This is a genomic window from Marinobacter sp. H13, from assembly GCF_059072335.1.
Genome location: NZ_JCACRU010000001.1, coordinates 1,867,324 through 1,892,462, shown reverse-complemented (window position 1 = coordinate 1,892,462; position 25,139 = coordinate 1,867,324). Strand labels below are relative to the sequence as shown.

Below are 25,139 nucleotides of genomic sequence, written 5' to 3'. Positions count from 1 at the left end.
AGTTCTTGGGGGCAGCAGGTTTACTGTTCCGCCTGTGGAACATACTGGCGGATGGTATTGAGCAGCTCATCCTTACTGAACGGTTTGGTCAGATACTGGTCCGAGCCGACGATGCGGCCCTTGGCCTTGTCGAACAGACCGTCCTTGCTGGAGAGCATGATAACCGGCGTCTTTTTGAAGGAGGAATTGTTCTTGATAAGTGCGCAGGTCTGGTAGCCGTCCAAGCGGGGCATCATGATATCGACAAAAATGATGTCCGGCTGGGAATCGGCAATCTTGGCAAGAGCGTCAAAGCCGTCAGTCGCGGTGATGACCTCACAGCCGACCTTTTTCAGAAGGGTTTCTGCGGTGCGACGTATGGTTTTACTGTCGTCGATCACCATGATCTTCAAGTTCTCGAAGTTGTCATCCATTGTCCAACTGCCTTGCGCTCAGCGACTGTCGTTATTTTAAAACGGGGGTTTTAACACAAACCTTAAGGTTCTTCTATAAACCCCGCTCATTTATAGATTATCAATGGCCGGATAAAAAGTATTAGTTTGTGACCAAATGTACTACTGCCCGCAACGTCACGTAACTGACTGAGGATTTCTCCGGATGCATTTGCAGTTCGGGTACAATACCATCTGATTTCAAAGCATAGCACTTAATGTCTGGTCCGCTCTGCAGACCGGTTCGTGTTTTTAACCCTCAGGAGTGCAGGAACGCCCATGACCGTCAGACTCGGGATCGTGATGGATCCGATTGAAGATATCCACTTCAAGAAAGACAGCTCACTGGCCATGTTGCTGGCTGCCCAGAAACGCGGTTGGGAAATCGAGTACATGGAGCTCCCCGACCTGTACCTGGACGGTGGCCGTGCCATGGCGCACACCCGTGACCTGACTGTGCACATGGATCCGGAAAACTGGTACGGCTTCGGGCCGTCCCAGGACCGGGCGCTGGGAGATCTTGATGTCATCCTCATGCGCAAGGACCCGCCGGTAGACCGGGAGTTCCTGATGGCCACCTATATACTGGAGGCGGCCGAGCAGCAGGGCGCTCTGGTGGTCAATCCGGCGTCCACGCTGCGTGACTGCAATGAGAAGCTGTTCGCCACGCAGTTTACTGACCTGACGCCGCCACTACTTGTCAGCCGTTCGGCGAGTCGCTTCCGCGAGTTCTACGCCGAACACGGCGATGTCATCATGAAGCCGGTGGACGGCATGGGCGGTCATTCGATCTTCCGTATCCGGGAAAACGATTTCAATCTCGGTGTCATCATCGAAACCCTCACCAACTATGGCACGCACCAGGCCATGGCCCAGAAATACATCCCCGAAATCAGCGATGGCGACAAGCGCATCCTGCTGATCGACGGTGAACCGGTACCCTATTCACTTGCGAGAATACCCTCCCATGGCGAGAATCGGGGCAATCTGGCCGCCGGCGGCCGGGGTGAAGGTCGTGAACTGACCGCGCGGGATCGCGAGATCTGCGAGCGCGTTGCCCCGGTGATCAAAGAGAAGGGCCTCATTTTTGTGGGTCTGGATGTCATCGGTGACTACCTTACCGAAATCAATGTCACCAGCCCGACCTGTATCCGGGAACTCGATGCGGCCTTCGGGATCGATATTGGTGGCTTATTGATGGACGCGATTGCGAAGCGTCTGGGCCAGGCATAATCCGGTGATGGCGGCCGGGCAGGTATAACGACAGGATCCATATCAGGAATGGCAGTTCAGGTAAGCGACTTCGACCGGTTTTCCTTCACCCTGTTTATGGCGCTGGCGGTGCACGCCATCGTGGTGCTGGGAATCACCTTTGCGCCTGAACCGCCCCGTTCCTCTGCCCAGACCATGGAAATCACCCTGTCCCAGTTTGACGATGAGGAAGCTCCGGAGAAGGCGGATTTCCTGGCCCAGACCAGTCAGAAGGGCAGTGGTACCGAGGAAGAGGTTCGGGAAATGACCACCCCGCAACCGGCGGAGGTGAGCCAGCCGCAGGTGGCCCAGGTTCAGCCCGAGCCTCCTGCGCAAACCGAGCCGCAGCCGCGTCAGGAAAAACAGGTGGTGCAGACCGAGAGTGCGTCCGCTCAGAAGGTTCAACAGCCTGAGGAGCGTACCAGGCCGGAAGAGGAGCCTCTGCCGGTGCGGGAGAAACAGAGCCTGATGGAGCGCAGCCTCGAGATTGCCAGCCTGGAAGCCCGCTTCGATGCCCAGCAGCAGGCCTATGCCCGCAAACCCAGGGTAATGCGCGTTACCGCCGCGTCCACGCTCAAGTCCACCAACGCCTGGTATGTCCAGAACTGGGTGAGCAAGGTAACCCGGGTGGGCAATATCAATTACCCGACCGAGGCGCGCAATGCCGGAATCTATGGCACACTGAGAATGCTGGTGTCGCTGAAGAAAGACGGCACCATTAAAGAGGTGGCGATCCTGCAGTCTTCCGGCAGCACCGTCCTGGATGATGCTGCCATCCGTATAGTCAGGATGGCCTCGCCTTTTGCACCATTTCCGGACGAAATGCGGAAAGAGGTGGATGAACTTGAAATCATACGTACCTGGTCCTTCCAGCGTCGGGGGCTGACATCCGGATGACAGCATCAAAACACTCTCCCCATAGCTTGCGCCACCAGTTCCTGGTGGCATCGCCCTATCTCGCTGATCCCCGTTTCCATGGCGGCGTGATCTACATTTGCGAGCATTCCGACGACGGTGCCCTGGGGTTAATGATCAATCAGCCGCTGGACATCCACCTTGGTGAAATCCTGGAGCAACTGGACCTGCCAGGCGGCGAGCTGGATCTGCCGGTATTCAGCGGTGGTCCGGTGCAGCCGGAACGCGGCTTTGTGCTGCATCCCCCAGGCACTAGCTGGCAGAACACGGCGAAGGTCACCGACGATGTTCTGCTGACCACATCCCGCGACGTATTGGCAGGCATTGGTCGTGGCGAAGGTCCCGACGAGTACCTGGTGGCATTGGGCTATTCCGGCTGGAGCGAAGGGCAACTGGAAGAGGAGCTGGGCAGCAACGCCTGGCTCACCTGTCCGGCCAACACCGACATCCTGTTCCGTACTCCCTGGGAAGAACGCTACAAGGCGGTGCTGCAGCTGATCGGCATTGATCTCAATCAGCTCAGCGAATCGGTCGGTCATGCCTGAACCGGCCAGCCGTCGCGTCATGGCGTTCGATTTTGGCACCCGCCGTATTGGCGTAGCGGTCGGTCAGGAGTTGCTTGGGTCCGGCCAACCGGTGGCTCTGATTCCTGCCCGAGACGGTATCCCCGATTGGCAACAGATTGAATCCCTGCTCGAGGAGTGGCGTCCGGACCTGGTCGTGGTCGGTTTGCCCCTCAACATGGACGACACCGAAAACGATATGTGTGCCCGGGCGCGCAAATTCGGCAAGCGCCTGCATGGGCGCTACCACGTGCCGGTCGAGATGGTGGACGAGCGGCTCACCAGCTTCGAGGCCAAGGGTGAAGTGATGGCCGCCGGAGGCAGTCGTGATTTTGGTCGCCACGGAGTGGATGACCGGGCCGCGGTGCTGATCCTGGAAACCTTTTTTCAACAGTGAGGACCGAATGACGGCATTGCTTGATATTGATCAGTTGCTGGACCAGATGGAAAGCGGGCTGCGTCAGGCGCTCGAGCAACGGGGCGTGCAATCCCCGGTTCTGATCGGTATACGGACCGGAGGCGTCTGGCTGGCCGACGTGCTGAGCAAACGCCTTGGCATCGAAGAGCCGTTCGGCGAACTGGATATCTCCTTCTACCGCGATGATTTCAGCCGCATCGGTCTGAATCCCCGGGTGAAACCCTCGAGTCTGCCCTTCGATACCGAAGGCCGTGACATCATCCTGATTGACGATGTCATCATGAGCGGCCGGACGATCCGGGCCGCCATGAATGAGATCTTCGATTATGGCCGTCCAGCCAGTATCATACTGGCCAGCCTGATTGACCTCGGTGCCCGGGAATTGCCCATCCAGCCGGATGTGGCTGGCAAGACAATGGCGTTGGAATCCCATCAACGCGTCAAACTGCGTGGCCCCGACCCGCTCCGTATCGAGCTTCAGGAAGCCGGACAATAAACCTCCGAATCGGATAACAGGCGACCCATGACCGCGAACGACTCTTCCCCGCACCACTTGCAGCTGACCCGGGATGGTCAGTTGCGGCACTTCCTCACCCTCGACGGCCTTGACCGCGCCTTGCTGACCGACATCCTGGACACTGCGGACTCCTTTATCGAGGTCGGTGAGCGAACTATCAAGAAAGTGCCACTGCTTCGCGGACGAACCGTGGTAAACCTGTTTTTCGAGTCCAGCACCCGAACCCGCAGTACCTTTGAGCTGGCGGCCAAGCGACTGTCTGCGGATGTGCTCAACCTGGATATCAGCACCTCGGCTACCTCCAAGGGTGAATCCCTGTCTGACACCCTGCTGAACCTAGAAGCCATGGCCAGCGACATGTTCGTGGTCAGGCACTCTCAGAGTGGTGCACCGCATTTTATTGCCGAGAGCGTTACTCCGGGGGTGGCCATCATCAACGCCGGTGACGGTCGTCATGCGCACCCGACCCAGGCCATGCTGGATATGCTGACGATTCGCCAGCACAAGGGGCGTTTCGAGGGCCTCAAAGTCGCTATCGTTGGCGACGTGCTGCACTCCCGGGTGGCCCGCTCCCAGATTCGGGCTCTCAACGAGCTGGGTGCCGAGGAAGTTCGCGTCATTGCCCCGGGAACCCTGCTTCCCAAAGACGTGGAAAGCCTCGGCTGCACGGTGGAATACGACATGACCCGCGGGATGAAGGATCTGGATGTGGTCATCATGCTGCGACTGCAGAAAGAGCGGATGGAAGGGGCGTTGCTGCCCAGCGAGCGCGAGTTCTACCGGCTCTACGGCCTAAACCAGCAAAAACTGGCGTTGGCCCATCCGGAATGCATCGTTATGCACCCGGGGCCGATCAACCGGGGCGTTGAAATCGAATCGGCGGTTGCCGACGGACCACAGTCGGTCATTCTGAACCAGGTGACCAACGGCATCGCCATCCGGATGGCGGTCATGTCCATGGCCATGGGTGGCCAGGTTTCAGAACGGCAGCAGAAATTGAGTGAGAGGGGCCAGGCATGAGCAGTGTCAACACATCCGGAAACAGCCTGAAGATTACCGGAGGCCGACTGTTCGATGGTCAGGGCACGGAGCAGCAGAATACCGCGCTGCTGATCCGGGATGGCCGTATTGCCGCGATGGGCGAAGCTGCCGCCCGGGCACAGGCCGACGAGACAATCAGCGCAGAGAACGCTGTCATAACGCCGGGCTTTGTCGATCTTTGCTGTAACCTCCGTGAGCCGGGCAATGGCCAGAAAGGCAATATTGCCTCGGAAACTCTCGCAGCGGCTCATGGCGGTTTCACGACGGTCTGCGCTTCGCCGGAAACTTCGCCGGTGAACGATTCCAGTGCCGTCACCCACCTGATCCGGGACGGCGCCGCCAGCCGGTCGCCGATCCGGGTGTTGCCCATTGGTGCCATCACCCGGGGTCTGGAGGGTGATTTGCTCAGCGACATGGCGGGCCTGGCCTCGGCGGGTTGTGTCGCTGTGGGTAATGGCTCCCGGGGCGTGCGCAACGCCCGCATCTTGCGCCGCTGCATGGCCTACGCCCAGACCTTTGGTTTGACGGTGATGTTCAGTCCCGAGAACCAGGCCCTGGCCGCCGACGGCTACGCCCACGATGGCCTGGTAACATCTCGCCTGGGCCTGCTCGGTATTCCGGAAGTGGCGGAAACCGCCGCGGTGATGGAAATGCTGTTGCTGGCGGAGGAGACCGGGGTACGGTTGCATCTGAGCCAGCTCTCCTGTGGTCGCAGTGTTGAAATGCTGGCTGAAGCCCGCCGCCGCGGCATTGCGGTAACCGCCGATGTGGCCATGCACCAGCTTGTGTTCACCGAGGAGGCCCTGGCCGGTTTCGACAGCCGCTTCCATGTTCGGCCTCCTCTGCGCGGCGAGGGTGATCGGAAGGCGTTGATAGCCGGTGTTCGGGACGGCGTGATTGATGCCATTGTCAGTCAGCATCAACCTCACGATACCGCCGCCAAGCAGGCGCCCATGGCAGCCACCGAACCGGGACTGTCGAGCATTGAGAGTGTGCTGTCGTTGGGGCTGGAACTGGTGGAGATGAATGAACTGGCACTGCCCGATCTGATTCGCGCGCTGACCAACGGTCCGGCTTCCGCGCTGGGCAGAACAGCCCGCCTTGCCGAGGGCGAAATCGCTGATGTCTGTGTGTTTGATCCTGATGCCTTCTGGACACCGAACTCGAAAACACTGGTTTCAGCCGGTCGCCATGCGCCGGTGACCGATCGCGAACTGCCGGGTGTCGTCCGGCTCACTCTCAGTGAGGGTCGAAAGGCCTGGCCAAAGCCGGCAATCTGAATCCGGCTCAGGCGACAAAGTGCGGCAGGGGTTGCGGAACCTCTGTCGACACCATCACAGAATCCCCCCTTTATGCTGAAAAACCCTTGATGGCAGGCACCTGTGCCAACGTATTCTTGTAGCCGTCGCCCTATGGTCGACCAAGGAAAGCGTGGCCTGACCGGTTCATTTTCACAGACCGGCGCCCGACAATAATAATCAGGAGTCATCCCGTGAAATCAGCAAACCTCCCCCAGCGGGTAGCTTTGGCAACTGCCCTCTGTGCCAGTCTGGTATTCCCCTCGATGGGGCAGGCACAGGCGCAGAACGAGCCTCTGGAACGCAGCTTTTGCGTTTTTGACCCGGTTGGTGCCAATGGTCCCCTGTTTGCCATCACCAAAACCTTCCAGCCGGTTGCCCTGAAAAACGGCATCAAGCTGGACCTTCGCGCCTACACCGATGAGAAGGTGGCCGCCGAGGACTTCAAGGCGGGCCAGTGCGACGCAGTGCTGCTTACTGGCACCCGGGCCCGGGAATTCAACAAGTTCACGGGCAGCCTTGAAGCCATGGGCGCAGTGCCCGGCGAAGAGGAAATGCGGCTGCTGTACAACACCCTCAGCCAGCCCAAAGCCCGGCCGTTCCTGATTGATGGTCCCTACGAGGTTGCCGGTGTATTCCCCGGGGGCGCCATTTACCTCCACACCCGGGACCGCAACATTGATTCTGTTGAGAAACTGCAGGGCAAACGGATTGCAACCCTCGATTACGATCAGGCATCCGTGCGGATGGTTCGCCATGTGGGGGCATCTGTGGTGGGGTCCAATTCCGCCAACTTTGCCGGCAAGTTCAACAACGGTAGCGTGGACCTGGCCTATGCTCCGGCCGTCGCCTACACACCACTGGAACTTTACAAGGGCGTTCAGCCCAACGGTGCGGTGGTCAAATATGCCCTCGGGTATATGAATTTCCAGGTAATCATCCACCGTGACCGGTTCCCGGATTCCGCCGGCCAGATGGTGCGTGACCAGGCCATCAAACGCATAGACGAGGCCTACGAGATTATTGCCCAGGCAGAGGCTGAAATTCCGGAAGGCGTCTGGATGCAGCTGCCCCAGGAAGACACCGCTGAATACGACAAGATGCTGCGCAAGGTGCGTCTCTCGTTGCTGGAGGACGGTGTATACGATGAGCGGGCTATCAAGTTGATGAAAGCGATTCGGTGCCGGGTAGATGCCACTCGCTCTGAGTGTGCTTCCGTCGCCGGAACCTGAACCAGGGGTAAAGCAGGCCCGCAGCTGCGTGCCTGTGCCTGACTAGCGGATTTCGTCTTTGAGGGCCTTGCCGGCCTTGAAGCCTACGGTTTTGCTGGCAGGGATGCGAATGGTCTCGCCGGTTTGCGGGTTTCGTCCATCACGCGCTTCGCGGCTGCGGATGTTGAAAGTGCCAAAGCCGATCAGGGTGACATCCTCGCCACGGGAGGCGGCGGCCGATACCTGGTCGGTAAATGCGGTAATCACTTCGCTGGCCTTTTCCCGGGTCAGCCCGGTGCGGTCGGCAATGGCCGCGGCGAGTTCAGGTTTGCGCATCGGATACTCCTTTTATTGTATTTCTGCGGGTTCGGTCTGTACTGGCCGGAATCACAACGACTCTCGGTTGCTCCAATCTATAGCGGCTCGCGGCCCATTGTGCAAACCAAGGGGTGGCATAGGTGTGTGTAAATTGGCGTCATTTGCGGCATCGGTCGCATAAAAACGGGGCCTCCTGCGCCATAATGCGTGCCTGGTTACAGACTGTAACAAACCGGTTTCTCCGCCAGAGTCCGGGCCGTGCGATTGCAGCAGGGCTGCATCAGAACAAAAAACGCAAAAGGTGAAGAAGGTATGACCCATTTCCGGAATCCCTCCCGCAAGTCGCCGTTTTCCGCGCGTCGAGTGCGTAACCTTGTGGCGGCTTTCACGGCCAGTTTGGTCCTTGGCGGCTGCAGCGCGGTGAATCACGTGATGTACAAGACCACCGGGGATGTGATGCAGGGCTTCTCCAGGGATCACACGGTGCCTTTTCTGATGGAAAGCAACGATCTGGCCATGGGGTGCGCCATGAGCGAGGCGACTGCGCCACTGCTGATGTCCTTCGGCCGCGTTACCAATGAGCCGGACCAGTTGGCGGTGATGCTCTACCTCAGTGCCGGCGGCTGCGCCGAAGAAGAGGCCAGGGAGCACGAGCTGGCCGCACTTGCCGCCCTGAATGCCATGAACGGCAATGAGGCCGAGGATGCCATGATCCAGCAGAAGCGCGCACATAGCGTTGCTGCCCGGCGCTATTACAAGGCCTGGCAGCACCACAATGCCCATTACGGCAATCCTGCCGATGGCGAATGCCCGGATTTTGATGACGACATGGACGAGTTCATCTACATGGCGGGTCTTCTTTCCGGCCTCCAGGCGCTTAATGCCCAGATTCAGTCCACCTCGTCCATTGGCGTACCGGCGAACGTTGGCTCCATTGCCGCCCGGGCCACAAGCTGCCTCGATAATGAAAAATGGTGGGGTGCGCCCATGGCATTGCGGGCAACGGTGTGGGCGATGATTCCGGGTGCCCAGCCCGAGGGTGAGAACGCGTTTGAACGGCTGGCCATCGCCGACGATCAGGGCGAGGTTGCGGGTGTGCGTTTGCCCCACGTGTTCCACGCCATCGCGGCCCTGAACAAGGGAGACGAAGCCATGGTCCGTTCGGTGATCCGGGATCATGCCGAATCGATCGAGACTACGCCGGCCAATGAGCAGTGGCGGTTCGTGGACGCCATGGCCACCGATATGATCGTCGCGGTTTCTGACCGTCTCTGGGTTGAGAACACCGGGCACCGTACACCCATGGGACAGCTGGGCAGCTTCTGGGATGACCAGGCGGAAGCCGTTGAAACCATGGATCTGGACGATCTGCTGTAACCACTCCCTATCCAGAGTAATCAGTTATGTCGAAGGGCGGTTTTCATCGTAGCGGGCTGGAGTGGTTTTCATCGCTGCCCGCCTGTCTGTTATTGCTTGCAGTGGTCATTTTCTCCACGAGCAGCGACATCCACAACCAGATGCTTCGGGGCGGTGAACAGCTCTGGAGTGGCTATTACAAGTTGCGGATGGATCCGGTTCAGCCCACCTGCGACCCGACTCGGGATATCGACGCGGCGGTTGCTGAAGAAATGGCGGCGGATGCCGAGACGGATGACCCGATGGCCGCGTTGCTGGGGGCCGAGGAAAAAGACCCGGCTGACGTCCGGCTTGCCATCGAACGAGCGGTTGCTGACTGCCGCGAGGCCCACCAGAATTTCGAAAATCTCAGTGAACAGCTGACACCAGGGGTGAAAGCCTATCGGGCCATCGAACTTTTTATTGCTGACCTGATCGCCTTTGGCCTGGAGTCACAGCGTTTCATCCTCGTGATCCTTGTCATGCTGTGCGCGGTCACGGCGACCCTCACTCGTCATCATATCGCCATGCGTGCCATGGAAACCCGGCTGGATTACACGGTCTCCCATACTCTTCAAACCATCGCCAATGCCATGCTGCTGGGGTCGAGCGCAATCTTTCGCCAGTCCAGCCTTGGTTCAGACACGGCGGTCTCGTCCGAAGAGTTGTTGCTGCACAATTTCTGGATTATCGGTTTCGCCTGCCTCACGTTGGCCAGCCTCTACCGGCTGTTCCGGGTGCCTGATGATCTTGAGGAGGGCGGCAGCCTGAACAAGGCCTTCCTGGCCGTTCCGCTCTATACCGTGATGTGTCTGATCTCCGGCACCTATTTTGCGCTGATCGGACACGCGTCGGGGATTGGTATCTATCTCGGAAAGATGATGGAGCTGTCCGACATGTTCCTGAATGTCGGTCTGTATGTGTGGGTGGGCATGATGCTCAAGCAGACCCGCCTGGCCACCCTGGTGTTCAATGTCTTCCGGCCCTGGCGCATGCCACCGGAAATGCTGGCGGTTGTAGCGGTTCTGGTGGCGGCCGTGCCAACGGCCTACACCGGCGCTTCCGGCATTTTCGTGATCGCGGCCGGCGCAGTGATATACAGTGAGCTGCGTGCCGCCGGTGCCCGGCGGCATCTGGCCCTGGCGGCGACCGCTATGTCCGGTTCCCTGGGCGTGGTTTTGCGCCCCTGCCTGCTGGTGGTTGTCATTGCTTACCTGAACCGGGAAGTCACCACTGATGAGCTGTTTGGCTGGGGCATCTGGGTGTTCGTGCTGACCGCCACCATGTTCGCGATCGTGGCCCTCAGTGTGAACCGACAGAGTGAATTCAACCTGGCGCCCTCTGCTGAAGCCTTCCCGGCCATGACGCAGGCGCTCAAACCCCTGATTCCCTACGTTCTGGTCATCGCTGCCGTGGTGCTGTTTTACCGGCTGGCGCTGGACGTGAGCATGGATGAATTCTCGGCGCCAAGGCTGCTGCCGGTGATCATGCTGGCAATCCTTGTGTACGAGCATGTCAGCCTGAAAAACCGGTCAGGAAAAGCCTCGGGAGAGATCAATCATCAGGGCCTGGAGCGAAGTCTCCGCGGCGCCACAAACGATACGACGGCGGAAATTGGCGCGCTGCTGCTGTTGCTGGGGCTGTCGGTCAGCATCGGTGGTGTGATCGAGCGGGCCCACCTGATGGAGGCTTTCCCGCAGTCGTTCGACAGTGCCTGGTCGGCCATGCTGCTGATGGTGGTAATCCTGGTGATCCTGGGCATGATCATGGACGCATTCGGTGCCGTGATCCTGGTGACCGCCACGGTTGCCACGATTGCCTATTCCAGCGGAATTCATCCGATCCATTTCTGGATGGTGACCCTGGTGGCATTTGAACTCGGCTACCTGAGCCCGCCGGTAGCCCTGAACCATCTGCTGACCCGGCAGGTGGTTGGAGAGGCGGAAGTGCTGGCGGCGCAACAGGAAACGGGGACTTTTTATCAGCGCCATGAGCGTATCATTATGCCGCTGATTGCCATGGGGATTTCGCTGGTTCTGGTGGCCTTTGTGCCGCTTATTTTCTACGCCTGATTACAGGATATGGGGCGTCCGCTAGCGGTTGCCCCACATCTTCGACACCGCGTCATCCGAGCCCAACGTCCCGACCACCAAGGACACGCCACCAATACCGAAGAAAACAAGCACGGGAATCAAGGCGCCTGCCTTACCGGTGTAAACGAGCATAGCCGTCGACACCGTCGCCAGAACGAGGAACAGGACGCCCACCACATTCAGCACGGTGCGGTGCGAATCTTTGTAGCTGGGCCCAACTTTTCCGGATTCCAGTGGTTTGAGAATAAACGAAAAGAGCTGGCGTAGATGCTGTTTCATGAAGCCATTTCCTGGAGTGTGTTGGGCTATCATACAAAAAAAGCGCCGTGCTTTCGCAGGGCGCTTTCCTTACTTGCCGTAATCGACTCAGCTCAGCTTCGGACCGGCCTCGACGATCGAATCTGCCACGTCGAACTTCTTGAAGTTCTCGACGAACTGGGCGATCAGTTCCTGGGCCTTGCCATCGTAGTAGTCCGGGCTTACCCATGTGTTGCGCGGGTTCAGCAGCTCGGTGTCCACGCCCGGAACATGCTTGGGCACGTCCAGGTTCAGGGTTGGCAGGTGTTCGGTTTCCACGTCGTCCAGGTCGCCATTCTGGATTGAGGCGATGATGGCGCGGGTGGTCGGAATGCTGAATCGCTGGCCTTCACCGTAAGGACCGCCGGTCCAGCCGGTGTTGACCAGGAAGACCTTGCTGCCAAACTCGTCCATCCGCTTCATCAGAAGCTCGGCGTAAACGCCGGCCGGACGGGGGAAGAAGGGCGCACCGAAGCAGGTTGAGAAGGTGGACTTCAGCTTTGAGGAGGAGCCCATCTCGGTGGAGCCAACCAGAGCGGTATAGCCACTCAGGAAGTGGTAAGCGGCGCCTTCGCGGCTCAGGATGGACACGGGCGGCAGGACGCCGGTCATGTCGCAGGTCAGGAACACGATGTGAGATGGCTCACCGGCGCGGTTCTCGATCACGCGCTTTTCAACGTGCTCAAGCGGGTAGGCGCAGCGGGAGTTTTCGGTGAGGGATACGTCGGTGTAATCCGGCTCACGGGTCTCAGGGTCGATGGTCACGTTCTCGACAATGGCACCGAAACGGATGGCGTCCCAGATGATCGGTTCATTTTTCCGGGTCAGGTCGATGCACTTCGCGTAGCAGCCACCTTCGATGTTGAATACGGTGCCCGGGCCCCAACCGTGCTCGTCGTCACCGATGAGGAAGCGGTGCGGATCGGCGGAGAGGGTAGTCTTGCCAGTGCCGGACAGGCCGAAGAACAGGCAGGTTTCGCCGTCTTCACCGACGTTGGCCGAGCAGTGCATGGGCAGCACGTCTTTTTCCGGCAGCAGGAAGTTCTGCACGGAGAACATGGCTTTTTTCATCTCGCCGGCGTAGTGCATGCCAGCCAGCAGAACCTTGCGCTTGGCAAAGTTGATCATCACGCAGCCGTTGCTGTTGGTGCCATCGCGCTCGGGATCGCACTCGAAGTTGGCGGCGTTCAGGATCTGCCATTCCTGCTTGTCGGCCGGGTTATAGCTGTCCGGACGGATAAACAGGTTTCGGCCGAACAGATTCTGCCAGGCGGTCTCGGTCGTCATTTTGACCGGCAGGTAGTGCTCCGGGTCGGAACCAACATGAACGTGAGACACGAACTGGTCTTTCTCGGCGATGTAGGCTTCAACACGATCCCAGAGGGCGTCGAATTTTTCAGCGTCGAAAGGACGGTTGATCGGACCCCAGTGGATATCGTCCGAGGTGCTGGGCTCCTCGACAATATAACGGTCCTTGGGAGACCGGCCCGTGCGCTCACCGGTTTTTACGACCAGGGAACCGTTGGATGCCAGCTGGCCTTCTTCACGCGCCAGTGCCACCTCAACCAGTCGTGCTGTACTCAGATCACTATAAGTGTTGCTCACTTCGACCTCGCCCTCGGGATGTCTTAGTGATTGCTCAGGCCGCTTCCTAAAATTGACGGAAATCTGAGCAATCGGGTCAATTCAGGCGCGCTATTATGCCAGAGACGCCGGTAAAAAACGACTGCCCGGGAAGCCTTGCTATCAGCGGGTTCCCGGCTAATCGAACGTGTTTCTAGTGTAGCGTATGACCGGTGAAAAGATGATCAATATCATTTCTATCGAAGCGATAGTGAGCATGACAGAACTGGCAGTCCATTTCGATAGAGCCCTCTTCCTCGAGGATGCTGTAACACTCCTCGCGGCCGATGGCTTCCAGGGCACCGAGGGTACGCTCCCGTGAGCAGCTGCACTGGAAGGCGACCGGTTCGGAGTCAAACAGGCGTACGGTCTCCTCATGGAACAGGCGGTGAAGCAGGGTTTCGCTGTCCAGCTCCAGTAATTCGGAGGCTTCCACGGTTCGGGCCAGATGGTTTACCCGGTCCCAGAGGTCTTCATCCTCCTCTGTGGCGCCCGGCAGGCGCTGTAGCATCAAGCCGGCGGCGCCGTTTTCGTCGGCAAACAGGAACAGGCTGGTGGGAATCTGCTCCGAGCGATCAAAGTATTCCTCAAGGCAGCCGGCGAGTGTCTCCTGATCCCGGGGTACAACGCCCTGATAACGGTTGCCGCGGTTGGGCGTGATGGTAATAGCCATCCGACCCTCGCCGAGCAGATCGTGGAAGCTGTCTTCGCTGACCGCATGCTCATCAAAGCGGGCCAGGCCGCGGATGTGTCTGTCGTGGCTGCACTCGGCCATTAATGTGCGCAGAGGCCCTTCCCCCTGGGCCTGTACCGACAATGTACCCTCAAACTTCAGGGTGCTGCTCATCAGGATGCTCGCCACCAGTGCTTCTCCGAGGAGTTCCCGGACCGTGTCCGGGTAGGGCGCCTGGCTGCCGATTTCCTGATAGCTGTCCGCTAGCTGAACCCAGGCTCCCCGCACCTGGCTGTGTTCAAAGATAAAGCGCTGGAACTGGTCGCGGGCTGCCATGTTGTGTCTCCTGAATGCTAAATGCCGGTCGTTGCACGTTTGACTGAGGGCGGGGATGTAATAAAGGGTTCAGAGGCCGTTCTGTTCGCGAAAGCGCTGAATGTCCCTTCGGTCTTTCTTTGAGGGGCGTCTGGCCGGAGGAAGCTGCGCTGCCTGCATAGTTTTACGCTGCCAGGCCATTTCCTCGCGTTTCTTAACGCTGTCTTCGGTTTCGTGGTAGAGCTTCTGAGCTTCGGGTGCACCACGGCGCCGGTCGCTGATGTCATCAACAATAATGATTTTTTCCTGCCAGCCCAGGCGCAACGTCAGCTTTGCGCCGGCTTCCACCAGCCTGCCGGGTTTGCATCTCTGGCTGTTGTAGTGGACCTTGCCACCCTCGATCGCTTCCTTGGCCAGGGAGCGGGTCTTGTAGAATCGGGCGGCCCAGAGCCATTTATCGAGTCTTACACGTTGGTCGTCAGCGGTTGATGCCGTCATGTCTCCTCACCTGATGGGCTTGTAGCCCAATTATAACCCTGTCATCGGCCGGATGGCAGGGGCGACCGCTGGCGAAGCGCGGGGAGAATTTCATCGAAGTGATGAATACAGGGTATTTCCGGGTGCTGCTCCCGGGCTTCCTGCTGGCTGTCCGGCGCCAATACGGCCAGACATTGGGCAATGCCGGCCTCCAGCGCACTTTCCAGCACCGGAAAACTGTCGTCGACCATCAGGGTGCTTTCGGCCTGGTAAGGCGTTACTCGCTGGAGGTCCTGCCAGAACGAGGGATCTTCCTTGGGCTTGCCCAACTGGTGGCTGGAAACAATGGCATCCACCCGTGTATCAAGGCCGGTTCGTTTCAGCTTCAGGGCCAGGGGGTCGGGGTGACAGTTGGTGACAATCACCGAGTGAAGCCCGACTTGTCGGAGGGCATCGAGAAAATCCGTGACGTGGGGGCGGTAACCGATCCGGTCACCTACCTCTGCTTTCAGCCCCGTGATGTCGAGGGACAGCCGCTCGCTCCAGTAATCGGTGCAATACCAGTTCAGTGAGCCGCGCTCGGCCATGATCATCGGAATCAGGCGGTCTTTCGCTTCCTGGGGGTGGAGGTCGTAGTGCTCGGCGTACCTTGCCGGCAGATGCTCGAGCCAGAAGTGGTTATCGAAATGCAGATCCAGCAGTGTCCCGTCCATATCCAGGAACACCGTGTTAAGCGAGGACCAGTCAACCATAGAGAAAAACAGCCTGAAGAATTTTCTTCAGGCTGCCGGAGTTCGCTCGTCGGGGCAAGCCGTGATAGTACGGAGGCGCGCCCGATGGAGCCGGATCAGTTGCTGGTCTGGACCGTCTCGGGTTTCTTGCCGGTACGGGTGCAGCCCAGGCAGCGCACGAAGGTCGCCTTGGCCGGGCCCATTACCAGAACTTCCCCTGCTTCATCAGCGTTGCCGCCCAGCAGGGAGAAGGGCAGGGAGACCAGGTAGACAGCGCTGCCCACGATGGTGGTAGCCAGCAAGGCCGGGCGAACAAAAATCGCATCACCGGTCATTGCCAGTGCCGACGGGGTTTCGTCCACGGCCTGGGCGTGCCCGAGGGATGAGAATGCCAACAGGCAGGCCGCCACAGTGGCTACCAGGGTGCGGGAAATCTTGCGGGTCATCTTACTGTCTCCTGAGCTTTAGTGGCCCTGAAAGGGTACTGCTTTAAAGAAAAGCAAACCCGGATCGTATCAACCGGATACCATCCTATTGTAAACCGTGGGCGTTAATCCTCTGTTAACTATGAATCATATTTGCGCATTTTCAAACGATTTTTCGTTGCAGAATGTGCGATCTGGTAAGCGTTCAGCGCTGGCAACGGGGACAGTAAACCGTTGAGCGATTGTTCATCCGGATTTCCTTCAGTGGCGCCCCGCATTCCTTGCAGGGCTGGCCGCCCCGGCCGTACACCAGCAGGGACTGGGCAAAATAGCCGGGCTTGCCATCGCTGTTCACGAAGTCCCGGAGGGTGGTTCCTCCCGTCAGAATGGCGGCGCTGAGCGTTTCCCGGATGGCTTCGGCCAGCCTGTGATAGCGGTCGAGGCTGATTCTCCCGGCTTTGCGCCGGGGATGAATGCCCGATTTGAACAGCGCTTCATTGGCATAGATGTTACCGGCACCCACGACCACCTGATTGTCCATGATGAACGATTTCACCGGTGTGTTTTTGCCGCGGGAGAGCCGGAACAGGTGCGCGCCATTGAATTCCGGGGCCAGGGGTTCTGGACCCAGGTGGGTGATCAGCGGGTGCTCTTCGGCGGAATCAGCCCACAGCCAGCAGCCGAACCGGCGTGGGTCGTTGAATCGAAGGATGACGCCAGACTGTAATGCCACGTCGATATGATCATGGGTCAGGGGAGGGGTATTGTCAGTGATGATGCGCAGGCTGCCGGACATGCCAAGGTGAACAATCACCGTGCCCCGGTCCATATTCAGGAACAAATACTTGGCCCGGCGGTCTACACTTTTAATCACCTGACCTTCCAGTTTCTCGCCCAGATCGGCCGGAACAGGCCAGCGCAGACTGCCGTTGCGGACTGTCACTCGGGTTATTGTCTCGCCTTCGCAGTGGGGTGCTATACCCCGTCGGGTCGTTTCTACTTCGGGCAGTTCAGGCACGGGCGGGAATCTCCGGTGGAAAACGACTAAGTGTAATCAGTAACAATTTTGCATCCAAATGCTGTTGTTGTGGCTTACAGCTGTACGCTAAAGTGTGAAGGTTGGCCTCGCGCCAAAGATATTGATTTTGAGGATTTGCTATGTGGTTTAATGGTCTTCTTGACCTGTCGGTGATGCAGGTCATTCTGGTCACCCTCGGAATGACACACGTCACGATTGTCAGTGTAACGCTCTACCTGCATCGCCATTCGGCGCATAACTCGCTGGACCTGCATCCGGCCTTGAAACACTTCTTCCGGTTCTGGCTCTGGTTAACCACTGCGCAGAACACCAAGGAATGGACCGCCATCCATCGTAAACACCACGCCAAGTGCGAAACCGAGGAAGATCCCCACAGCCCGGTCGTCTTGGGTATTCGCAAGGTACTGTTCCAGGGCGCCGAACTCTATGCGGAATCGGCGACGCCCGAAACGCTCGAGCGCTATGGCCAGCGGACACCGGAAGACTGGGTGGAGCGCAATGTTTACAGCCGCTACAAGATGCTCGGCATCGCGTTGATGGCGGTAATCAACCTGGCCCTGTTTGGCGTTCACGGTATCTGGATCTGGGCGGTGCAGATGATGTGGATTCCAGTCTGGGCTGCCGGAGTGGTCAACGGTATCGGCCACTGGATGGGTTACCGGAACTACGAATGTGCCGATAACGCCCGCAATATCAGCCCACTGGGTTTTCTGATTGGCGGTGAAGAGTTGCACAACAACCACCATACCTATCCCAACTCCTCCAAGCTGTCTCGCCGCTGGTTCGAGGTGGATATCGGCTGGGGCTACATCCGCCTGTTCCAGTTGTTCGGACTGGCCAAGCCCAAGGGTTATCGACCCATTGCCCACCATGTGCCGGGTAAACTGGAGGTGGATGTGGAAACGGTTCAGGCCATAGCCAATAACCGGTTCGATATCATGCGCCAGTACCGTAAACGTGTCATGGAGCCGGTCCTGCGCCAGCAGAAGTCGCTGATGGACGATGAGATCCGTCCCCGTTACCGGAAGCTCAAGCAACTGCTCTCCCGTGAGATCACACTGATTCAGCCGAAGGAGAAGGAAACCCTCGAGTCTGTGCTGGAGCGCAATGCGGTGCTGCGCCAGATCTATGAGAAGAGCCACGAGCTGCAGGCGCTCTGGCGTCAGCGTGGGCTCAAACCCCAGGACAAGCTGAACGCGCTGATGGAGTGGTGCCGTGAGGCGGAAGCCAGCGGTATCCGCTATCTGGAAGAGTTCGCCGAGCACCTCCGGGCCTACTCGCTGCGCCCTTCGGCCTGATGCCGGGTTGAGAATCGACGTAAACCTGCTTCGGCGGGGAATCCGGGGCCAGATGAAAGCGTTCATCTGGCCCTTTTTTATTCTGGCCCGGAAACAACCCGGAACAGGGAGTAGGTGACCTGTCCCGCACTCTTTTGCCTGTGCAGCTGCCAGGAAACGGGCACAGAAGGCGTTGGCAGCTCGCTCTCGTGTTCCATGTAAACCCAGCCGCCGGGTTTGATCCACGCCTGTTGTTCCAGCAACGGAAACAGCTTTTCGAGCCAGCCCTGGCGAAACGGCGGATCCATGAACACGATATCGAATGGCGGCCGGTTTCTCTGGGCCAGATAGCTTTCGACGTCCGAACACACCACTTCGCCGTTGTCGGATTTCAACAACCGGAGGTTGTCCCGCAGTGCTTTGGCCAGAGCTGGCGTGTGGTCCACGAGGGTGGCCTGCCCGGCACCCCGGGAAAGAGCCTCTAGCCCAAGCGCGCCGGAGCCGGCGAACAAATCGAGGCAGTCACTGCCGGCAAGGTGGAAGGCAAGCCAGTTGAACAGGGTTTCCCGGGTGCGCGCGGGGGTGGGTCGAACGCCACCGGCGTCCGGAAAGCGCAGTTTCCGGCTGCGCCAGTCGCCGCCAATGATTCGCAGCTCACCTGTGCCGCTGCCTTTGCCAGCCGGAGCCGCCTCGCGACCGGCTGGGGATCTCGTCTGGTGAGACCTGCTTGCGGATTGTCTGCGCGCCATAGCCGCCGCTCCACGGAAATATTCGGTTCAGGATATGTGCCTGCATCTTACCGGAAACGTTTACGGTCGCGATAATCGGAGCGACCCTCACTTCACCGGGACAGTCTGCTAGAATACCGGCTTTCTTTGTCCCGCCCATTCAGACTGATGGATTGATTTTTATGACGGCAGAGTGGATTTCAATCGGCCTCCTGGCCCTTCTTGTGCTCGTATTTGTCCTGGATATCGTCGGCAACCGTAGCCGGGCACCACGCCCCAAGCCGGTGCCGCAGCGCAAGCCCGAGGTTTCCAAAGGGCCGGCACCAGAGCCGGAAGAGGGCGAGATTGAAGCGCCTGCCGCAGAGCCACAACCAGAGCCGGTGGCTGAGCCGGAACCGACCCCAGAGCCCGAGCCCGCGGAAGAACCGCAGAAAGCACCGGAACCGGAGCCTCAGGTCAGCGTTTTCGAGCGCATCAAAAAGGGGTTGGGCAAAACCCGGGCAAGCCTGACCGGTGGCTTGTCCGACATGTTCTCGCTTGGCAAGAAAATCGATGAGGAACTGCTGGAGGAAATCGAGACTACGCTGCTGATGGCAGACGTCGGCGTAACCGCCACTTCTGAAATCATCGACTCACTCACCGACAAACTTGAGCGCAATCAGCTCAAAGACGGCGAGGCCCTGCGTAAGGCTCTGAGGGATGAACTGCATGGTCTGCTGAAGGATGTCACCAAGCCACTGCAGATCGACTCCGGCAAGACGCCTTACGTGATTCTCATGGTGGGCGTAAATGGGGTGGGCAAGACCACCACCATCGGCAAGCTCACCAAGAAATTCCAGAACGAAGGAAAATCGGTCATGCTGGCAGCCGGCGATACCTTCCGTGCCGCTGCGGTTGAGCAGCTGCAGGTCTGGGGCGAGCGCAACAAGGTTCCGGTGGTGGCGCAACACACCGGCGCTGACAGTGCCTCGGTGATTTTCGATGCCATCCAGTCGGCCAAGTCCCGTGGTGTTGATGTGGTGATTGCCGATACTGCCGGCCGCCTGCAGAACAAGGACAACCTGATGCAGGAGCTGGAAAAGGTGGTCCGGGTTATGAAAAAGCTGGACGAATCCGCACCCCACGAGGTCATGCTGGTGCTGGATGCAGGCACCGGCCAGAACGCCCTGAGCCAGGCGCAGGTGTTCCAGCAGGCCGTCGGCGTCAGTGGCATTACGTTAACGAAACTGGACGGCACGGCCAAAGGCGGTATCGTGTTTGCCATCGCCCGTCAGTTGCAGTTGCCCATCCGGTTTATTGGTGTCGGCGAGCAGGTGGACGACCTGCGCAGTTTTGATGCCGAAACCTTTGTGGACGCCCTGTTTGACGAATAGCCCGGAATCCAGCCGCGCGGAAGCCGCCCATGATTGAGTTTCGCCAGGTCACCAAGCGTTACGACAGTGATCACACCGCTCTGCGACAGGTCAATTTTGGCCTGGAACGCGGCGAGCTGGCGTTCCTGACCGGCCATTCCGGCGCCGGCAAGAGTACCCTTCTGAAGCTGATCATGGTGATGGAGCGCCCCAGTGCCGGTGAAGTGGTGGTTGGGGGGCAGGTTCTGAACCGTTTGCCCCGACGCCAGATTCCCTACATTCGTCGTCACATTGGCGTGGTCTTCCAGAACCACCAACTGTTGTTTGATCGCACGGTGTTCGACAACGTCGCCATGCCACTGGAAGTCATGGGCGCCTCCCCCAGAGATACGGGTCGCCGCGTGCGCGCGGCCCTGGACAAGGTGGGTTTGCTGCAGAAGGAAAAAATGAACCCGATGCAGCTCTCTGGCGGGGAGCAGCAGCGCGTGGGTATTGCCCGGGCGGTGGTGAACAAACCCCCGGTGCTGCTGGCGGATGAGCCCACGGGTAACCTGGACCCGGCTCTGTCTGCGGACATCATGAATCTGTTCGGGCAGTTCAGCCAGGTGGGTGTGACCGTGTTGATCGCAACCCACGACATCGCCCTGATCAACGAGATGGGGCGTCGAACGCTGAAGCTGGATCATGGCCGTCTGGTGGCCGGCGGCACGCCAGTTCTCGGGGGAGGTGTCCATGGCCGCTGATCCCCGCAAGAAAGCACAGCCTACCCGCGGCGCCAACCAGGCTCGCGCGCCCTGGCGTGAGCAGGCAGAAAGTTATTTCATCCATCACCGCAAGGTCGCCAGGGACAGTGCCAACCGCCTTTTGCATACACCGGTGGCGAGTCTGATGACGTGGACGGTCATGGGGGTTGCCCTGGCGCTGCCAGTGGCATTGCTGTTGCTGCTGACCAGTCTTCAGGGAGTCAGCGCAGGCTGGGAGAGCAGCGCCCGGGTGACCGCCTATATCGAGTTGGATGTGCCTCTCGAACGAGCCCGAGTGCTGGGTAACGAGATTTCCGGAGACGGCCGGGTGGCAGGTGTTGAGCTGGTGGATCGCGACCAGGCGCTTGCGGAGTTCCGCGCTTCATCGGGCCTGGAAGATGCTCTGGACTATCTCGAGGATAATCCGCTGCCACATACCCTGCTGATTACCCCGGAAGAGGGCGCCCGGTCCACTGAGGGTGTTGAGGGGTTGGTGCGGTTTATCGAGGGCATGGAAGGCATAGAGCGGGTTCAGGTAGACCTGGGCTGGTTGCAGCGGCTGAACGCCATGACGGATCTTCTTGCCCGTGCTGTCTGGGCGTTGGCGATCCTGCTTGCGGCGGCGGTTGTGCTGGTGATCGGCAATACCGTACGGCTTTCAATCGAGAGCCGTCGGGACGAGATTCTGGTTGCGAAGCTGGTGGGCGGAACAGACAGCTTCGTTCGCAGGCCCTTTCTGTACACCGGCGCCTGGTTCGGGCTCGGTGGTGGGATTGTTGCCCTGATATTACTGCAATTGTCACTTTGGTGGCTCAGCGGGCCCATAGAGCGGCTGGCAGGCCTGTACAGGAGCGACTTTTCCCTGGATGGGCTGCACATTGATGGCGCCCTGGCGTTGATAATTGTTTCGATGCTGCTAGGCTGGCTAGGCGCTTGGGTGGCCGTGAAGCGTCATCTGGATGACATGGAGCCGGGTGATATTGCCGGAGGAGCATGATCCGAATAACGGGAAAACCGTATTGAAGAGACAGCTTCTATTGGCGTAAGTTGTTAGATAGTAAAGCCACGGTGAATTTCCCAGATAGTTGTTTTATAACGTTTTACTGGGAATTTCGGGAACTTTCAGGGTTCTTGGCGGTCTAAAGGGTAATTGATATATTTAGGGCCGTTGGGTTCGGAGGTTAGAGCATGGGTACGAGTTTACAACTGGTTGACAGACTGGTTCCGGGTCAGAATCTCGAGTCTTATATTCAGGCTGCGAGCCGCATCCCGGTGCTCACAGTTGACGAAGAGCGGGAGCTGGCTGAACGGCTCCATTACGAGGGCGATGTGGAAGCCGCCCGTCAGCTGGTTATGTCCCACCTGCGCTTCGTGATTCACATTGCCCGGAGCTATTCCGGCTATGGCCTCGCTCAGGCGGATTTGATCCAGGAAGGCAACGTTGGCCTGATGAAGGCGGTCAAGCGCTTCAATCCTGAGTACGGTGTGCGGCTGGTGTCTTTTGCGGTGCACTGGATCAAGGCAGAGATTCACGAGTTTATCCTGCGTAACTGGCGGATTGTTAAAGTGGCCACCACCAAGGCCCAGCGTAAGCTGTTCTTTAACCTTCGCAGCCAGAAGAAGAAGCTTGCGTGGCTCAGCCATGATGAGCTGAACGCTGTTGCCGAGGATCTGGGTGTCGAGCCCAGGGTTGTCCGCGAAATGGAAGGCCGGCTGGCGTCTCAGGATACCGCCTTTGACGGTCCTCAGGACGACGATGACGACAACGCCTATCAGGCGCCTGCGTACTATCTGGAAGACGCTCGCAGCAACCCGGCGACCCAGCTTGAGAACGCGGATTGGTCGGACGATTCCAATGGCCGGCTGATGCAGGCTCTGGGGCAATTGGATGAGCGCAGCCAGGATATTCTCCGGGAGCGCTGGTTGTCTGAAAGCAAGTCGACCCTGCACGAGCTGGCCGACAGGTACGGCGTCTCGGCCGAGCGTATCCGGCAGCTGGAGAAAAATGCGATGAAGAAGATTCGCATGCAGATGTCAGAGGTGGCCTGAGTTATTGGCTAGCCACTGAATACTTGAGTCGTAAAAACGCCACCACCGGTTCCGGTTGGTGGCGTTTTTGTTTGTATAATCGGAAACTTGACCTGGGTGCAGAAGCGATTGGGTGGGCCTTTCCAAAACACGCTGTGAATACATCCATGTACGCTCGGCTCCGCTATCCATGGCTCCGCACGGTTCTGGAAAGGCCCACCCAATCCCTTCTCCAACCTTCGTACAAGGCCTGAAAAATGACTCATAAACACCTTCATATCGCATTCCTTGGCATCGGCCTGATGGGCGCGCCCATGACCCGTAACCTCCTGAACGCGGGTTTTCCAATGACTCTGTGGAACCGCACGTCCAGCAAGTGCGAGCCGTTTGCCTCTGAGGCGGTGATCGCCGAATCCCCGGCGGAAGCGGTTGCCAATGCCGATGTGGTGATCACCATGCTGGAGAACAGCGATGTGGTGGAGCAGGTGCTGGTCGCCCAGGGCGCGATTGATGCCCTGAAGCCGGGCGCGCTGGTGATTGATATGAGTTCAATTCAATCTTCCGTGGCCCGGCGGCATGGCGAGTTGGTTGCAGAGCAGGGCGCTGGGTATGTGGATGCGCCGGTGTCCGGGGGGACTGTGGGCGCGGCTGAAGCCCGCCTGAGTATCATGGCGGGTGGCTCGGAAGCGGATGTGGATCGCGCCCGGCCGGTGTTCGAGGCGCTCGGCAAGTGCACGCGGATTGGTCCTGTTGGCGCGGGGCAACTGGCGAAGCTGGCCAATCAGGCTATTGTTGGTATCACCATTGGTGCTGTGTCCGAGGCGCTTTTGCTGGCGGCGAAAGGCGGTGCCGATCCTGCCGCTGTGCGGGAAGCGTTGCTGGGCGGGTTTGCCGGTAGCCGGATTCTGGAGCTCCATGGCCAGCGGATGATCGACCGGGAATTTGCACCCGGCGCGCCGGCTCGGATCCAGCTAAAGGACATGCGGATGATTTTGGATGAGGCCCGTGCGGAAGGGTTGACCCTGCCCCTGGCTCAACAGACGCACAATGAATACCTGTCGCTGGTGGCCAATGGCCACAGTGATGTCGACCACAGTGGCCTGTTGCTGGAGCTGGAGCATCTGAACGGTGCCCTGCTTGGCTCCCTTGGCCGCGGACCGAAGGAGTAAACACGCCATGCCCCGTTTTGCTGCCAATCTGTCCATGCTGTTCACGGAAGTGGACTTTCCCGAGCGCTTTGCCATGGCCCGGGCCGCGGGTTTTGAGGGCGTGGAATACCTGTTCCCCTATGCCTACCCCAAAGAGCGACTCGGCCAGATGCTGAGCGATAATCAGCTGACTCAGGTGCTGTTCAATCTGCCGCCCGGTAACTGGGACGCCGGTGAACGGGGCATCGCCTGCCTGCCGGACCGGGTTGAGGAGTTCCAGGCCGGCGTGGATCAGGCGATCGACTATGCCAAAGCCCTTGGCTGCCGGCAGCTGAACTGCCTTGCGGGGCTGAAGCCGGCGAACGTTTCCGATGACATTGCCTGGCAGACGTTGGTGAGTAATGTCGCCTGGGCAGCGGGCAGGCTGGCTGACGAGGGTATCACCCTGTGCCTGGAAGCCATTAACTCGCGCGTGGATATGCCAGGCTTCGTACTGGATACCTCCGGCAAGGTGCTCGCACTGATCGAGGAAATCGACGCGGACAACGTGCGCCTGCAGTACGACCTTTACCATATGCAAATCATGGAAGGGGATCTGGTGCGCTCCATGGAGTGTCTTTTGCCCTGGATCGGCCACATTCAGTTTGCGGACAACCCGGGGCGACATGAACCCGGCACGGGGGAGATTAACTTTTCGAATGTTTTTGCGGCCATCGATGCCATGGGATATGACGGCTGGGTAAGCGCGGAATACCGGCCTACCGGGGCAACCGGTGACAGTCTAGGCTGGTTTCCGGGGAAAGCCTGACCGTCGCCATTGGCGACACCCTCT

General features: G+C 59.0%; 27 protein-coding genes. 17 read left to right on the top strand and 10 right to left on the bottom strand.

The annotated features are described in order from the left end of the window. Positions 1–20 precede the first annotated feature (20 nt). Positions 21–413 (bottom strand): twitching motility response regulator PilG, encoded by a 393-nt coding sequence (gene pilG, locus AC5JQH_RS08845; protein ID WP_008175635.1) that lies wholly within the window; start codon positions 411–413, stop codon positions 21–23. 297 nt (positions 414–710) lie between these two features. On the opposite strand from pilG, the gene gshB reads away from it, so the two are divergent. The 8 genes from gshB (at position 711) to AC5JQH_RS08805 (ending at position 7,666) form a co-directional block, all read left to right on the top strand. Continuing rightward, on the top strand, positions 711–1,664 hold the full coding sequence (gene gshB, locus AC5JQH_RS08840) for a glutathione synthase (RefSeq protein WP_014578672.1): 954 nt from the start codon (positions 711–713) through the stop codon (positions 1,662–1,664). A gap of 48 nt (positions 1,665–1,712) precedes the next feature. Continuing rightward, the gene (locus AC5JQH_RS08835) at positions 1,713–2,579 is read left to right on the top strand and encodes an energy transducer TonB (protein WP_493791791.1); all 867 of its coding nucleotides are present in this window, start codon (positions 1,713–1,715) and stop codon (positions 2,577–2,579) included. Continuing rightward, positions 2,576–3,142, top strand: a complete 567-nt coding sequence (locus AC5JQH_RS08830) for a YqgE/AlgH family protein (protein ID WP_039882120.1) — start codon at positions 2,576–2,578, stop codon at positions 3,140–3,142. The genes AC5JQH_RS08835 and AC5JQH_RS08830 overlap by 4 nt, the downstream gene beginning before the upstream one ends. Continuing rightward, on the top strand, positions 3,135–3,557 hold the full coding sequence (gene ruvX, locus AC5JQH_RS08825; protein WP_008175643.1) for a Holliday junction resolvase RuvX: 423 nt from the start codon (positions 3,135–3,137) through the stop codon (positions 3,555–3,557). The genes AC5JQH_RS08830 and ruvX overlap by 8 nt, the downstream gene beginning before the upstream one ends. A gap of 7 nt (positions 3,558–3,564) precedes the next feature. Beyond that, the gene (gene pyrR, locus AC5JQH_RS08820) at positions 3,565–4,074 is read left to right on the top strand and encodes a bifunctional pyr operon transcriptional regulator/uracil phosphoribosyltransferase PyrR (RefSeq protein WP_491713013.1); all 510 of its coding nucleotides are present in this window, start codon (positions 3,565–3,567) and stop codon (positions 4,072–4,074) included. Between the two features lie 27 nt (positions 4,075–4,101). Further along, the gene (locus tag AC5JQH_RS08815) at positions 4,102–5,115 is read left to right on the top strand and encodes an aspartate carbamoyltransferase catalytic subunit (protein ID WP_008175649.1); all 1,014 of its coding nucleotides are present in this window, start codon (positions 4,102–4,104) and stop codon (positions 5,113–5,115) included. Beyond that, positions 5,112–6,416 carry a dihydroorotase gene (locus AC5JQH_RS08810; protein WP_288367110.1) on the top strand — a complete coding sequence of 435 codons (1,305 nt, stop codon included), beginning with the start codon at positions 5,112–5,114 and terminating at the stop codon, positions 6,414–6,416. The genes AC5JQH_RS08815 and AC5JQH_RS08810 overlap by 4 nt, the downstream gene beginning before the upstream one ends. 284 nt (positions 6,417–6,700) lie before the next feature. Further along, complete coding sequence (locus AC5JQH_RS08805) at positions 6,701–7,666, top strand: putative solute-binding protein (protein ID WP_264752596.1); 966 nt, start codon at positions 6,701–6,703, stop codon at positions 7,664–7,666. 42 nt (positions 7,667–7,708) lie between these two features. On the opposite strand, the gene AC5JQH_RS08800 is transcribed toward AC5JQH_RS08805, so the two are convergent. Beyond that, on the bottom strand, positions 7,709–7,981 hold the full coding sequence (locus AC5JQH_RS08800; protein WP_008175654.1) for an HU family DNA-binding protein: 273 nt from the start codon (positions 7,979–7,981) through the stop codon (positions 7,709–7,711). 294 nt (positions 7,982–8,275) lie between these two features. Here AC5JQH_RS08800 and AC5JQH_RS08795 point away from each other — a divergent pair, with 294 nt between their 5' ends. After that, positions 8,276–9,340, top strand: coding sequence for a hypothetical protein (locus AC5JQH_RS08795; RefSeq protein ID WP_008175657.1), 1,065 nt, complete (start codon positions 8,276–8,278; stop codon positions 9,338–9,340). Between the two features lie 26 nt (positions 9,341–9,366). Further along, positions 9,367–11,430, top strand: coding sequence for a TRAP transporter large permease subunit (locus tag AC5JQH_RS08790; RefSeq protein WP_008175659.1), 2,064 nt, complete (start codon positions 9,367–9,369; stop codon positions 11,428–11,430). A gap of 21 nt (positions 11,431–11,451) precedes the next feature. Here AC5JQH_RS08790 and AC5JQH_RS08785 read toward each other — a convergent pair whose 3' ends face one another. The 7 genes from AC5JQH_RS08785 to mutM form a co-directional block, all read right to left on the bottom strand. After that, positions 11,452–11,730 carry a hypothetical protein gene (locus AC5JQH_RS08785; RefSeq protein WP_273068820.1) on the bottom strand — a complete coding sequence of 93 codons (279 nt, stop codon included), beginning with the start codon at positions 11,728–11,730 and terminating at the stop codon, positions 11,452–11,454. An 87-nt stretch (positions 11,731–11,817) separates the two neighbouring features. Further along, the gene (locus tag AC5JQH_RS08780) at positions 11,818–13,353 is read right to left on the bottom strand and encodes a phosphoenolpyruvate carboxykinase (protein ID WP_008175663.1); all 1,536 of its coding nucleotides are present in this window, start codon (positions 13,351–13,353) and stop codon (positions 11,818–11,820) included. A 172-nt stretch (positions 13,354–13,525) separates the two neighbouring features. Beyond that, entirely contained in the window at positions 13,526–14,380 is an 855-nt protein-coding gene (gene hslO / locus AC5JQH_RS08775; protein WP_008175666.1) for an Hsp33 family molecular chaperone HslO, read from the bottom strand. Between the two features lie 69 nt (positions 14,381–14,449). Further along, positions 14,450–14,857, bottom strand: a complete 408-nt coding sequence (gene hslR, locus AC5JQH_RS08770; RefSeq protein ID WP_008175667.1) for a ribosome-associated heat shock protein Hsp15 — start codon at positions 14,855–14,857, stop codon at positions 14,450–14,452. A 41-nt stretch (positions 14,858–14,898) separates the two neighbouring features. Continuing rightward, positions 14,899–15,588 carry a GMP/IMP nucleotidase gene (gene yrfG, locus AC5JQH_RS08765; RefSeq protein WP_273017516.1) on the bottom strand — a complete coding sequence of 230 codons (690 nt, stop codon included), beginning with the start codon at positions 15,586–15,588 and terminating at the stop codon, positions 14,899–14,901. A gap of 95 nt (positions 15,589–15,683) precedes the next feature. Further along, positions 15,684–16,013 carry a hypothetical protein gene (locus AC5JQH_RS08760; protein ID WP_008175672.1) on the bottom strand — a complete coding sequence of 110 codons (330 nt, stop codon included), beginning with the start codon at positions 16,011–16,013 and terminating at the stop codon, positions 15,684–15,686. Positions 16,014–16,197: 184 nt separating this feature from the next. Beyond that, the gene (mutM, locus tag AC5JQH_RS08755) at positions 16,198–17,010 is read right to left on the bottom strand and encodes a bifunctional DNA-formamidopyrimidine glycosylase/DNA-(apurinic or apyrimidinic site) lyase (protein WP_482930931.1); all 813 of its coding nucleotides are present in this window, start codon (positions 17,008–17,010) and stop codon (positions 16,198–16,200) included. A 140-nt stretch (positions 17,011–17,150) separates the two neighbouring features. Between mutM and AC5JQH_RS08750 the strand changes: the two genes are divergently transcribed. Next, the gene (locus AC5JQH_RS08750) at positions 17,151–18,329 is read left to right on the top strand and encodes a DesA family fatty acid desaturase (protein WP_104270916.1); all 1,179 of its coding nucleotides are present in this window, start codon (positions 17,151–17,153) and stop codon (positions 18,327–18,329) included. A 77-nt stretch (positions 18,330–18,406) separates the two neighbouring features. Here the strand turns inward: AC5JQH_RS08750 and rsmD are convergent, their stop codons facing one another. Then, entirely contained in the window at positions 18,407–19,057 is a 651-nt protein-coding gene (gene rsmD / locus AC5JQH_RS08745) for a 16S rRNA (guanine(966)-N(2))-methyltransferase RsmD (RefSeq protein ID WP_008175679.1), read from the bottom strand. 161 nt (positions 19,058–19,218) lie between these two features. Between rsmD and ftsY the strand changes: the two genes are divergently transcribed. From ftsY to hyi, 6 genes are all read left to right on the top strand, one after another. Further along, on the top strand, positions 19,219–20,409 hold the full coding sequence (gene ftsY / locus AC5JQH_RS08740) for a signal recognition particle-docking protein FtsY (protein WP_008175681.1): 1,191 nt from the start codon (positions 19,219–19,221) through the stop codon (positions 20,407–20,409). Between the two features lie 29 nt (positions 20,410–20,438). Next, positions 20,439–21,131, top strand: coding sequence for a cell division ATP-binding protein FtsE (gene ftsE, locus AC5JQH_RS08735; protein WP_008175683.1), 693 nt, complete (start codon positions 20,439–20,441; stop codon positions 21,129–21,131). Next, positions 21,121–22,128 (top strand): permease-like cell division protein FtsX, encoded by a 1,008-nt coding sequence (gene ftsX, locus AC5JQH_RS08730; RefSeq protein ID WP_008175686.1) that lies wholly within the window; start codon positions 21,121–21,123, stop codon positions 22,126–22,128. The genes ftsE and ftsX overlap by 11 nt, the downstream gene beginning before the upstream one ends. Positions 22,129–22,319: 191 nt before the next feature. Next, on the top strand, positions 22,320–23,180 hold the full coding sequence (gene rpoH / locus AC5JQH_RS08725) for an RNA polymerase sigma factor RpoH (RefSeq protein ID WP_008175688.1): 861 nt from the start codon (positions 22,320–22,322) through the stop codon (positions 23,178–23,180). Positions 23,181–23,416: 236 nt separating this feature from the next. Further along, the gene (locus AC5JQH_RS08720) at positions 23,417–24,328 is read left to right on the top strand and encodes an NAD(P)-dependent oxidoreductase (protein WP_493805496.1); all 912 of its coding nucleotides are present in this window, start codon (positions 23,417–23,419) and stop codon (positions 24,326–24,328) included. Between the two features lie 7 nt (positions 24,329–24,335). Then, positions 24,336–25,115 (top strand): hydroxypyruvate isomerase, encoded by a 780-nt coding sequence (gene hyi, locus AC5JQH_RS08715; RefSeq protein ID WP_008175692.1) that lies wholly within the window; start codon positions 24,336–24,338, stop codon positions 25,113–25,115. Positions 25,116–25,139: the final 24 nt, after the last annotated feature.